Annotated in this window: 10 protein-coding genes; 7 read left to right on the top strand and 3 right to left on the bottom strand. The window is 67.6% G+C overall.

Annotation, left to right across the window (positions count from 1 at the left end):
• On the top strand, nt 1-630 hold the full coding sequence (locus tag C7T91_RS05190; protein ID WP_108258262.1) for a TetR/AcrR family transcriptional regulator: 630 nt from the start codon (nt 1-3) through the stop codon (nt 628-630).
• 21 nt (nt 631-651) lie between these two features.
• Here C7T91_RS05190 and C7T91_RS05185 read toward each other — a convergent pair whose 3' ends face one another.
• Nucleotides 652-1,071, bottom strand: a complete 420-nt coding sequence (locus C7T91_RS05185; RefSeq protein WP_108258261.1) for a c-type cytochrome — start codon at nt 1,069-1,071, stop codon at nt 652-654.
• Between the two features lie 335 nt (nt 1,072-1,406).
• Between C7T91_RS05185 and idi the strand changes: the two genes are divergently transcribed.
• Complete coding sequence (gene idi / locus C7T91_RS05180; protein ID WP_108258260.1) at nt 1,407-1,937, top strand: isopentenyl-diphosphate Delta-isomerase; 531 nt, start codon at nt 1,407-1,409, stop codon at nt 1,935-1,937.
• A gap of 49 nt (nt 1,938-1,986) precedes the next feature.
• Here the strand turns inward: idi and C7T91_RS05175 are convergent, their stop codons facing one another.
• Complete coding sequence (locus C7T91_RS05175) at nt 1,987-2,529, bottom strand: invasion associated locus B family protein (RefSeq protein ID WP_407943248.1); 543 nt, start codon at nt 2,527-2,529, stop codon at nt 1,987-1,989.
• A gap of 145 nt (nt 2,530-2,674) precedes the next feature.
• Complete coding sequence (gene serB, locus C7T91_RS05170; protein ID WP_108258259.1) at nt 2,675-3,550, bottom strand: phosphoserine phosphatase SerB; 876 nt, start codon at nt 3,548-3,550, stop codon at nt 2,675-2,677.
• 768 nt (nt 3,551-4,318) lie between these two features.
• Here serB and C7T91_RS05165 point away from each other — a divergent pair.
• The 5 genes from C7T91_RS05165 to C7T91_RS05145 all read left to right on the top strand — a co-directional run bounded on the left by C7T91_RS05165 (nt 4,319) and on the right by C7T91_RS05145 (nt 11,764).
• Entirely contained in the window at nt 4,319-5,473 is a 1,155-nt protein-coding gene (locus tag C7T91_RS05165; RefSeq protein WP_108258258.1) for a phosphoserine transaminase, read from the top strand.
• A 138-nt stretch (nt 5,474-5,611) separates the two neighbouring features.
• Entirely contained in the window at nt 5,612-7,204 is a 1,593-nt protein-coding gene (gene serA / locus C7T91_RS05160; RefSeq protein WP_108258257.1) for a phosphoglycerate dehydrogenase, read from the top strand.
• A gap of 129 nt (nt 7,205-7,333) precedes the next feature.
• A complete protein-coding gene (locus tag C7T91_RS05155; protein ID WP_108258256.1) occupies nt 7,334-8,188 on the top strand; it encodes a metallophosphoesterase in 855 nt (284 codons plus the stop codon).
• 17 nt (nt 8,189-8,205) lie between these two features.
• Complete coding sequence (bktB, locus tag C7T91_RS05150) at nt 8,206-9,381, top strand: beta-ketothiolase BktB (RefSeq protein ID WP_108258255.1); 1,176 nt, start codon at nt 8,206-8,208, stop codon at nt 9,379-9,381.
• Between the two features lie 91 nt (nt 9,382-9,472).
• Entirely contained in the window at nt 9,473-11,764 is a 2,292-nt protein-coding gene (locus C7T91_RS05145; RefSeq protein WP_108258514.1) for a hybrid sensor histidine kinase/response regulator, read from the top strand.
• The last annotated feature ends 416 nt before the right edge of the window (nt 11,765-12,180 follow it).

Genomic DNA, 12,180 nt, shown 5'->3' with positions numbered 1-12,180 from the left:
GTGAACGATCTCAGTCCCGAGGTGAAACGCGGCCGCAAATACGACCAGGTGGTCGCCGGCGCCCGCGAGATCTTCATGCAGGAAGGTTTCGAAGGCGCCAGCGTCGACGCGATCGCCAAGTCCGCCGGGGTGTCGAAGGCGACGCTCTACAGCTATTTCTCCGACAAGCGGCAGCTGTTCCTCGAGGTTGCCCGCTGCGAATGCCAGCGCCAGAGCGAACAGGCCCGCGCGCTGGCGCAGACCGGCCGCTCGGTGCGCGAGACCCTGACCGACATCGCCCAGCGGCTGACCGGCTTCGTGCTGTCGGAATTCGGCCAGAGCGTGTTCCGGCTCTGCGTCGCCGAGGCGGAGCGTTTCCCCGAGCTCGGCCGCGAGTTCTACCGCTCGGGGCCGGAACAGGCGCGGCGCAGCATCGCCGATTTCTTCCGCAGCGCCGTCGAGGCGGGCGAGCTCGAGATCGAGGATTGCGACTTCGCCGCCGAACAGTTCACCGAGCTGTGCAAGGCGCATCTGTGGTCGCGGCTGATGTTCAACATGATTTCCGAGGTTACCGAGGAGGATGTCGAGCGGATCATCACCTCGGCGGTCGACATGTTCCTCGCCCGCTACGGCACCGACAGGACCCGCTGAGGCGGCGGGCCCGGCCGCCGGTCAGTCGAGCGTGCCGATGAAGGCCCAGATGTCGCGGGCATCCTGCTCCTTGCGCAGCCGGAAGGTCATCTTGCTGCGCGCCTTGTGGCCGATCACCTCTTCCAGATAGCCCGCCGGGTCCTGGACATAGGCGACGAAGGACTCCTCGTCCCAGACATGGCCGTTCCCATGTGCCTCGCCGAAGGCCTCGGAATAGGCGAAATCCTGTTCCGCGCCCATCACCCGGCCGTGGAGCCCGTAGAGATTCGGCCCGGTCTTCGCCGTACGCCCGGCCAGCACCTCGCCCGCATCATTGCGCACCACATGGCAGGCCTGGCATTGCCGGAACGCCTTCTCGCCCGCGGCAGGATCGCCGTCGGCAAGGGCAGGCGCCGCCAAAAGCAGCAGCGCGGCAAGGGGGGGAACGGTACGGTGGAACATGGCAACTCTCTCCTGCATGCGGCATGACGGACCGGCGCGGCTGCGCCGCCGCGCAGACTTAACCATGATCTCCGCCCGGACCAGCCCAATCGCCGCGCGAATGGGCAAACGCCGACGAAAGCAGCGCACCCAGATGAGGCGGCGGCACCTTCGTCGCGCCCCCGTCGCGCAATCCGGCCCCGCCTGTGTCATGTTGTCGGCGTGCAAAGCCGGTCCAACCCCGCGTAGATTGCTCGCAGGCCGCCGGCTGGCGGTCCGCACGACACCCGCCCCGCGCGGAATCCCGGGCCGAAAGCCCTCCGACCAGTACAGAGTCCCGCAACCAAGACCGACGCATGACAGACAAGATCCCGGCATGGGTCAATGGCAAGCTGACGCCTCTCGACAAGCTGGAGGTGCACCGCAACGGGTTGAAACACCCTGCGGTATCCGTCTTCGTGATGGACGGGCAGAACGTGCTGATCCAGCGCCGCGCGATGTCGAAATACCATACGCCGGGGCTCTGGGCGAACACGGTTTGCACCCATCCGAAATGGAACGAGAAATCCTCTGACTGCGCGGTGCGCCGCCTGCGCGAGGAACTGGGCATCACCGGGCTCTACCCGGCGCTGCGCGACACGGTCGAATACCGTGCCGATGTCGGCAACGGCATGATCGAGCACGAGGTCGTGGACATCTTCCTGGCCCATGCCAACCGGCAGATCCCGGTGCGGCCCAATCCCGAGGAAGTGATGCAGGTCGAATGGATCGGCATCTACGACCTCGCCGCCGAAGTGGCGCGGCGCCCGGCACGGTTCACGCCCTGGCTGCGGATCTACATGGACGAGCACAAGGACCGGATCTTCGGGACACTCGTAAAGGTCTGAGATACGGCGGGAAGGCAGCGGCCGCATCCGGCCGCCCCCCTGGTGCGGCTCACTGGCCGCAGCGGCGCTCCGCGTCCTCGTAGGCGGCGGTGAAGCCCATCAGCGAGAACGTGTCCTGCGTCGTGGTGCCCGAGCGCTGCGACAGCCCGGTGATCTTCGCCTCGGCCCCGGCCTTCATCGCGGCCGCGATCTGGCGGTCCTGCTCGGCGGAGGTCGCCCAGGCGACGTCGCCCTCGGCGAAGAGGTCGAATTTCGAGTCGCCGATCTCCAGCACCACCGGTTCGCCATCTGCGAAGTCGTAGCCGCCCATGAACGACACCTCGCCCATGCCGCCGCCGCTGGCATCCTTCGGCCAGAACGAGACGAACAGGAAGATGTCGCCGCGCTGGACCGCGACCGGACGGCCGCCCCGCGTGGCAGTGGACTTGCCCGCTTCGGGCGCCGCGACGACCCAGCATTGCTTGGGATCATCCTCGACATAGATCGTCCAGTCGGTCTTCGCCCCGACCGGATTGTTGGCAACCTGCGCCACGGCGGGGGTCAGCCACATGCCGAGCCCCATCCCCAGTCCGAGAACCAGCCGGTTGATCAATTCCGCCTCCTAAACCTCTTCCGTACCGGAACGGCCCGCTCTTGGCGGCGGCCTGCCCGGCACTTGCCTCAGTCGCCGCGACGATAGCGCAGCTTCGAACCGATTCCAAATGCAGCCCCCGGGATGTGACCCCGGGCAGCAGCCCTCACAGCACGAATTCCGCCTTGGAATAGCCTTGCAGGAACAGCAGCGCCGTCAAATCTCCGTGATTCACCCGGAGCTTGGCCTGTGCAGCCACCGACGGCTTGGCATGGAGTGCCACGCCTGCCCCCGCTTCGTGCAGCATGCCCAGATCATTGGCACCGTCGCCAACCGCGATCACTTCGGCGGCAGAAAAGCCCAGCCGCGCGCTGATCTGGTGCAGCGCCTCGACCTTGGCCTCGCGCCCGAGGATCGGCCGCCCGACATCGCCGGTCAGCTTGCCGCCCTCGGCCAGCAGCGTGTTGGCGCGGTGCTCGTCGAAGCCGAGCTCGGCCGCCACCCGCTCGGTAAAGGCGGTGAAGCCGCCCGAGACCAGCGCGGCATGGCCGCCATTGGCCTTCATCGTCGCGATCAGCACCTTGCCGCCCGGCGCCATGGTGATGCGCGCGTCATATACCTCGGCGATCACGCTTTCCGGCAGCCCGGCCAGAAGCCCGACCCGCTCGGCCAGCGCGCCCTCGAAATCCAGCTCGCCATTCATCGCGCGGGCGGTGATGTCCTTCACCCGCTCGCCCACGCCCGCCATGTCGGCAAGCTCGTCGATGCATTCCTGGCCGATCATCGTGCTGTCCATGTCCGCCAGCAGCATCCGGCGGCGGCGGCCATCGGCCGGCTGGACCGCCAGGTCGATGCCCTGTGCCTGCAGCGCCTCCCAGCGGTCCCACAGGTCCTCCGGCAGGGTCCCGAGCGCGAATTCCGCGGCCTCGCCCGGCGCCAGCCAGCGCAGCGCGCCGCCGCCCCAGGCCTCCGCCAGCGACTCGGCCGTCGCGGCATCGAGACAGGGCGCGGCGGGATTGGTCAGGAGCGTGGCGATGTACATGGGAGGCCTCCGGATCGGTTCGGCGCCCCTATCCCATGGCTGCAAGGGAAAAACCAGTCCCGGCGTGACGCGGCGCGGCGGCGCCGCAAATTCAACAACTTGGGCATGCAGTGGTCCGGAATCCTCACCGGACTCCGGACCGGAAATCCCTACGCGCCCTATCTAAGCAACTTTAGTATTATTGACTGCGCTTACATAGAAACTTTATTTCATTTGAACCGTTAACAAAAAACCAACGACGGTACACGTGACCAAGGAGAGTCCCATGCCCGTGCCCCGCATCACCTATGACGCCCTCGTCCGGATCTTCGGCGAAGAGCTGACCAGCCGCTTCTACACGCCCATCTCGATGGTGCGCCGCTGACGGGGGCGCCGGCCCCGGCGCCCTCCCTCTTTCCGCAGGCCGGACCCTGCCCTGCCAGAGCCGCGCGACCGGCATCGGAATCCCATTGCGCACCCCGCGGAACCCCTTGCCGCGCATGCCGAAACCGGCAATTTGGCGCATTTTGCCAGAGAATTTTTGCGGCAGAGGTTGCGACACTTCCGGGCGGCCGCAGGCCGCTTTTTCCGTTCGTGGACAGATAGCTGCCGCGCCGAGCGGCCACCGCATCGCGGCGCATTTCCCGGCGCGGCAGCCGAAACGGGAAATTTTTGCGACAGGCCGGAAACGACGCATTTTCCCTCTTGCCCGACCCCGGAGCATCCCTTAAAGGCGGCTTCGGGACACGCTGCCCCAACGCAGCGCGGCTATCTGGAAGGATACCAAAAATGGCTATCAATGCCCCGGCAACGCGCCCGGCAAATCCGCGTTTTTCGTCTGGCCCCTGCGCCAAGATCCCCGGCTTCGAGCTGAACATGCTCGCCGATGCTGCCCTGGGCCGCTCGCACCGCGCGAAGGTCGGCAAGGACAAGCTGAAAGCCGCGATCGAAACCACCCGTGAAATTCTTGGCGTGCCTGCCGATTACCGCATCGGCGTCGTGCCCGCCTCCGATACCGGCGCCGTCGAGATGGCGCTCTGGTCGCTGCTCGGCGCCCGCAAGGCCACCATGGTCGCCTGGGAATCCTTCGGCGCCGGCTGGGTCACCGACGTGGTCAAGCAGCTGAAGATCGAGGCCGAAGTGAAGACCGCCGAATACGGCGAGATCGTCGACTTCGCGACCGTCGATTTCGACACCGACGTCGTCTTCACCTGGAACGGCACCACCTCGGGCGTCCGCCTGCCGAACGGCGACGCGATCCCGGCGGACCGCCAGGGCCTGACCATCTGCGACGCGACCTCCGCGGCCTTCGCGCAGGACCTGCCCTTCGACAAGCTCGACGTCGTCACCTTCTCCTGGCAGAAAGTGCTGGGCGGCGAAGCGGCGCACGGCATCCTGATCCTCAGCCCGCGCGCCGTCGAGCGCCTCGAGACCTACACCCCCGCCTGGCCGCTGCCGAAGATCTTCCGCATGACCAAGGGCGGCAAGCTGATCGAGGGCATCTTCGTCGGCGAGACCATCAACACCCCGTCGATGCTCTGCGTCGAGGACTACCTGGTGGCGCTCGACTGGGCGAAATCCGTCGGCGGCCTCGAAGGGCTGCAGGCCCGCGCCAATGCCAATGCCCAGGCGATCTGGGACTTCTGCGAAGCGCGCGACTGGATCGACAACCTGGCCGTCGACCCGGCGACCCGCTCGAACACCAGCGTTTGCCTGAAGTTCACCGATCCGCGCATCACCGACGGCGCCGCCTTCGCGAAAGCCGTGCAGAAGCGCCTGGAAGCCGAGGGCGTCGCCCTCGATGTCGGCGCCTATCGCGACGCGCCGGCCGGCCTGCGCATCTGGTGCGGCGGCACGATCGAGACTTCGGATGTCGAGGCGCTGCTGCCCTGGCTGGAATATGCCTTCGAAGCGGAAATCGCCGCGCTGACCGAAGCCGCGTAACCGGCCTTCCGGGGCGCGCCCCGCCCCGGACATTCCCCCTGAATACCGCTCCCCGCCGCCTCCGGCGGGGTCCCGCTCCGGACAGCCGGACGGCGGCCCGATGCCCCGTGCCCGGCACCTGCCACAAGGACTAAGACCATGCCCAAGGTTCTCGTCTCCGACGCCCTCTCCGAAACCGCCGTCCAGATCTTCCGCGACCGCGGCGTCGAGGTCGACTTCATGCCGAAGCTCGGCAAGGACAAGGCCAAGCTGCTGGAAATCATCGGCGAGTATGACGGCCTGGCGATCCGCTCGGCCACCAAGGTGACCGCCGACGTGCTGGAAGCCGCGACCAACCTGAAGGTCATCGGCCGCGCCGGCATCGGCGTCGACAACGTCGACATCCCGCTGGCCTCCAAGAAGGGCGTGATCGTGATGAACACGCCCTTCGGCAACTCGATCACCACCGCCGAACATGCCATCGCGATGATGTTCGCCGTCGCCCGCCAGATCCCCGCCGCCGATGCCTCCACCCAGGCCGGCAAATGGGAGAAGTCGCGCTTCATGGGCGTCGAGATCACCGGAAAGACGCTGGGCCTGATCGGCTGCGGCAATATCGGCTCGATCGTCGCCTCCCGCGCCCTCGGCCTGAAGATGAAGGTCCTGGCCTATGACCCCTTCCTGTCCGAAGAGCGCGCCGCCGAGCTGGGCGTGACCAAGGTCGAGCTGGACGAGCTGCTGCCGAAGGCCGACTTCATCACGCTGCACGTTCCGAAGACCGAGAAGACCGCCAACATCCTGTCGAAGGACAACCTGGCCAAGACCAAGCCCGGCGTGCGGATCATCAACTGCGCCCGCGGCGGCCTGGTCGACGAGGCCGCGCTGGCCGAACTGCTGAAATCCGGCCATGTCGCCGGTGCTGGCTTCGACGTGTTCTCCGTGGAACCGGCGACCGAGAACCCGCTCTTCGGCCTCGAGAACGTGGTCTGCACCCCGCATCTCGGCGCCGCCACCACCGAAGCGCAGGAAAACGTCGCCCTGCAGGTCGCCGAGCAGATGTCCGACTACCTGATGACCGGCGCCGTGCAGAACTCGCTGAACATGCCCGCGGTGACCGCCGAGGAAGCCAAGGTCATGGGCCCCTGGATCAAGCTCTCCGAGCATCTGGGCAGCTTCGTCGGCCAGCTGACCGACGAGCCGGTGAAGTCGATCAACATCACCTATGACGGCGTCGCCTCCGAGATGAACCTCAAGGCGCTGGACTGCGCCGTGCTGGCGGGCTTCCTGAAGCCGACCACGCCGGACGTGAACCTGGTCTCCGCGCCGGTGATGTTCAAGGAGAAGGGCGTCCATGTCAGCCAGACCAAGCAGGACAAGTCCGGCGTGTTCGACGGCTACATCAAGCTGACCGTCGAGCTGGAAAGCCGCACCCGCACCGTCGCGGGCACCGTGTTCTCCGACGGCAAGCCGCGCTTCATCCAGATCAAGGGCATCAACATCGACGCCGAAGTGGCGCCCTACATGCTCTACACCACGAACAAGGACGTCCCCGGCGTCATCGGTTCGCTGGGCATCACCGTGGGCGAGGCGGGCTACAACATCGCAAACTTCACGCTGGGCCGGACCGCCAACGGCGAGGACGCGATCGCGCTGATCCATCTCGACGAGATGGTGAAGCCGGAGCTGGTCGGCAAGCTCGAGGCGCTCGGCAAGTTCCAGGCGGTCAAGCCGCTGGCCTTCGACGTCGCCTGAGCCTGACCGGTCCCTTGCGGACCTGACCGGCCCCGGCGGCCTGCGGGACTTCCCCTGCAGGCCGCCGGGGCCCTCTTGTTTCGGCGGGGCGGAACGGGGACAGTCGGGACAGAGTTCCGAGGTGCCGCCATGTTCCGTTCTTCTGCCCCCGCCCGCGGCTGGGGCGCCATCCGGCGCCTGCCCCGCGTGGTCACCCACCGCATCTCCGATCCCCGCTGGACGCTGCCCCCGATGCGCGCCGCGGTGCTGTCGGATCTGCATGTCGGCGCGCCCTGGGTTTCCCTCGCGCTCCTCGAGCGCATCGTCGCGCAGATCAATGCGCTGGCGCCCGACATCGCCTTCCTGGCCGGCGACCTGCTTCTGGACCGCAACATGTGGCCGTTTTCGCGCTTCGAGCCGGCCGCCGGGATCGTCGGGCGGCTCGCCGGCCTGCGGGCGCCGCTGGGAGTCTGGTCGATCCTCGGCAACCATGACTGGGGCGATTGCGACCTGTCCCGCGACACGGACCACCTGCGCAATTCGGTGATCGAGGCGCATGGGGCGCAGGGGCTTCCGCTGCTGCGCAACGAGGCACGGCACATCCCCCATGGCGGGGGCGGCTTCTGGCTGGTCGGCACCGACAGCCAGCGCGCCCGCAAGATCCGGCAGGACGGCCGGACACGCTATGTCAGCCATCTCGACGCCGATGCCGCCTTTGCCGCGGTTCCCGAGGGCGCGCCAGCGATCCATCTGGCGCACGAACCCGATTATTTCGCCGAAGCCGATCCCCGCGCCTTCCTCCAGGTCAGCGGCCATACCCATGGCGGCCAGGTCAAGCTCATCGGACGGACCCCGGCCGTGCCCTCGGAGTTCGGCAGCCGCTATGCCGGCGGGCACATATGCGAAAACGGCAATCATTTGATCGTCTGCCGCGGCATCGGCTATTCCGGCCTCCCCTTGAGGATTGGCGTGCCCCCCGAAATCGCTATCGTCGAGCTGGGGTAGAACGAGGAGGGAATCCCATGGAGGACGTCGTAATCCTGGACGGCGCGCGCACGGCGATCGGCGGCTTCGGCGGCAGTCTCGCAGGCACCACGCCGATCGCGCTCGGCGCGATCGCGGCCAAGGCGGCGCTGGAGCGCTCCGGCGTGGACCCGGCGCAGATCGGCCATGTCGCGATGGGCCACGTGATCAACACGGAAGCGCGCGACATGTACCTGTCCCGCGCCGCGGCGATGGAGGCCGGCATCCCGGAGGGCACGCCGGCGATGAACGTCAACCGGCTCTGCGGTTCGGGGCTGCAGGCGACGATCTCGGTGATCCAGTCGATTGCCATGGGCGACGCGGAATTCGGGCTGGCGGGCGGCGCCGAAAGCATGAGCCGCGCGCCCTATTCCAGCCAGGCGGTGCGCTGGGGCCAGAAGATGGGCGACATGGGCATGCAGGACATGATGGTCGGCGCCCTCACCTGCCCCTTCGGCACCGGCCACATGGGCATCACCGCCGAGAATGTCGCCGCCGAGCACCAGATCAGCCGCGAGGACCAGGACGCCTTCGCCGCCGAGAGCCAGGCCCGCGCGGCCGCGGCGATCTCGGGCGGGCGCTTCAAGGACCAGATCGTGCCGGTCATGGTCAAGGTGAAGCGCGAGGAAATCGCCTTCGACACCGACGAGCATCCGAAGGCCACCACGGCCGAGAAGCTCGCCGGGCTGCGCCCCGCCTTCCGCAAGGACGGCTCGGTCACCGCAGGCAATGCCTCGGGCCTCAATGACGGGGCGGGTGCGGTGGTGCTGGCCTCGGCGGAAGCGGCGTCGAAGGCCGGGCTCACGCCCAAGGCCCGCATCCTCGGCTATGCCCATGCCGGCGTGCGCCCCGAGGTGATGGGCATCGGCCCGGTTCCGGCGGTCGAGAAGCTGCTGGCGCGCACCGGCCTTTCCGCGGCGGATTTCGACGTGATCGAGTCGAACGAGGCCTTCGCCGCCCAGGCGCTGGCGGTCAGCCGCGGGCTGGGGCTAGACCCGGACAAGGTGAACCCGAACGGCGGCGCGATCGCGCTCGGCCATCCGATCGGCGCGACCGGCGCGATCATCCTGATCAAGGCGCTCTACGAGCTGGAGCGGATCGGCGGCAAGCGCGCGCTCGCCACAATGTGCATCGGCGGCGGCCAGGGCATCGCGCTGGCCATCGAACGGCTCTGAGACCGGCGGGCGGGGGCAGCCCCCGCCCCCGTTCAGCCTCTGTTCATCCCCCTCGATTAAGCATCCTTGCGGAGAGCCCCCGAGGATGCGGATGACGAAGGAGCAGAGCCCCAGCTTGCAGGAATTGCTGGCTGCCGAACGGCGCGCGCGGCTTGCCGCCGAACAGCTCCTGGAGACCAAGCATGCCGAGCTGACCCGCGCCAACCGGCGCCTCGGACTGCATGCCCGCCAGCTGACCGACGAGATCATCCAGCAGCGCCGCCAGGTGCGCGAGGTGCGCACCGAGGCCGAGGCGCTGAAGGGCCAGGCCAGCCAGGCGCAGAAGGATCTGGAACGCGCCCACCGCCAGGCGACCGTCGCCGAACGGCGGCTCTGGGACGCGCTGGAAACCATCCAGGACGGCTTCGCCGTGTTCAACCGCCGCGACCAGCTCTTGATCGCCAACCGCTCCTACCTGTCGCTGTTCGACGGGCTCGACGGCATCCGCCCCGGCATCACCTATGGCGAGCTGCTGCAGCTTCTGCTCAACGAGGGCGTCGTCGATACCGGCACCGAGGCCGCGGGCGCCTGGCATGACGCGATGCTGGCGCGCTGGACCGGCGAGACCATCGAGCCGGTGGTGCTGAGGCTCTGGAACGACACCTATGTCAAGCTGATGGACCGGCGCGGACAGGACGGCGACCTCGTCAGCCTGGTGCTCGATATCACTGACACGATCCGCTACGAGCGCGACATCGAGGATGCCCGCCAGCGCGCCGAGGCCGCCGCGCGCGCCAAGGCCGCCTTTCTCGCCAACATGAGCCACGAGATCCGCACGCCGATGAACGGCGTCGTCGGCATGTCGGAGCTGCTGATCGAAAGCGATCTCGACGAAGAGCAGCGGCTCTATGCCGAAACGATCAAGAACTCGGCCGAGGCGCTGCTGGTCATCATCAACGACGTGCTCGACTATTCCAAGATCGAGGCCGAGAAGCTGGTGCTCCACCCCGAGCCCTTCGATCTGGAGCGCGCCATCCACGAGATCCTCGTGCTGCTGCAATCCAGCGCCGCCGACAAGGGCATCGACCTGCTGGTCGATTACGACATGTTCCTGCCGACCCGCTTCGTCGCCGATCCCGGCCGCATCCGCCAGATCCTGACAAACCTGATCGGCAACGCGGTGAAATTCACCCCGGCTGGCCATGTGCTGGTGCGGGTCACCGGCTATGCCGAGGAGGGCAGCCCCCGCTTCAACCTGCATGTCACGGTCGAGGATACCGGCATCGGCATCGCCGCCGACAAGCTGGAGCTGATCTTCGGCGAATTCAGCCAGGTCGAGGACGAACGCAACCGCCAGTTCGAGGGCACCGGGCTGGGCCTTGCCATCACCCAGCAGCTGGTCGGAATGATGGGCGGCGAGATCTGGGTCGACTCGGTACCCGGCGAAGGCTCCTGCTTCGGCTTCCAGCTGTCGATCGACGCGGTCGAGCCGCCTCTGCCGCAGGATTTCTCCCTGCCCGAGCGGCTGCGCTCGGCCATGGTGGTCGACGACCTCCCGATCAACCGGATGATCCTGGAGAAGCAGCTCAGCGCGATGGGGCTGCGGGTGGCGACCTACCGCTCCGCCGGGGCCGCGCTGAACGACGATCCAGGCCGGTTCGATCTGGTGCTCTTCGACAACGACATGCCGGAAATGGACGGGCTGGCCTTTGCCGAGCGGATGCGCGCCAAGGGAAGCGGCAGCGCGCTGATCCTGATGACGGCCAACCCCTCGCATCTCGCTGCGCAGGAGCAGGAGAGCCGCGCGATCTTCGCCGTCGTGCAGAAGCCGTTGCTGCGGCGCGACCTGCACATGAAGCTGCGCGAACTCGCCGCCGCGATGCAGGCGGCGGCCGCCGTGGCCGTGCTGCCGCCGCGCCAGCGGATGCGCATTCTGGCGGCGGAGGACAACAAGACCAACCAGCTGGTCTTCTCGAAGATGCTCAAGCAGCTGGATCTGGACATCACCTTCGCCAATGACGGGATCGAGGCGGTGGAGAAATTCCAGAGCACGCGCCCGCATCTCGTCTTCATGGACATCTCGATGCCGCGGATGGACGGCAAAGAAGCCACCCGGAAAATCCGCGGGATCGAACAGGCGGAAGGCCTGGAGCGGACGCCGATCTGCGCGCTGACCGCCCATGCGATGGACGGCGACGACCAGGGCATCCTGGAGGCGGGGCTGGATTTCTACCTGACCAAGCCGCTCCGGCGCCCCGAAATCCTCGAACGCATCCGCGCCCATCTGCCCGAAGGGATCGAGATCGAGCCCACCGAACCGCCGCTTCCAGCTGCCGTCCCTGCGCCCCGCCCCGCCGCAGCCGCCGCGCAACCGCCGCCGGGAGACAGGGCGCCGCATCCGTGACCGGCGCAGTCGGCATCTGATCCGCACCGTCCCGTCCGGCAGAAGCACAGGGCCTTGCCGTTTGCCTCAGGTTCCTGTGCTGGATGAAACCGCTGCGCTACGGCAATGCTCCCTTCCGGGGAAGGCAGGGCGCCGGCCATGCGCCGGGAAGCTCCGCCCCCCTTGCATCCTCGCCGTGCAAGGGAGGAAATTCGGCCGCCGCCGACGGTACGATCCGAGATTTGACGAATGCACCTGCAGGCCACGGCGGCTCCGAAAACCGGGATCGGGCATGGGACCGCAGCTGCATCGAGCGCAGTGGAGACGCACGGAGCGGTCCGGGCTCTTGGCCGGAAACGATCCGGGAGCTTTGCCGTGCAGCGGCCCCGGCGCAATGACTGCCGAGACCGCGTGCTTGCTCCCAGCGCGGGCATTGA

The sequence above is a fragment of the Mangrovicoccus ximenensis genome (assembly GCF_003056725.1).
Classification (GTDB): Bacteria; Pseudomonadota; Alphaproteobacteria; order Rhodobacterales; family Rhodobacteraceae; genus Mangrovicoccus; species Mangrovicoccus ximenensis.
This window is presented reverse-complemented; position numbering and strand designations above follow the sequence as displayed.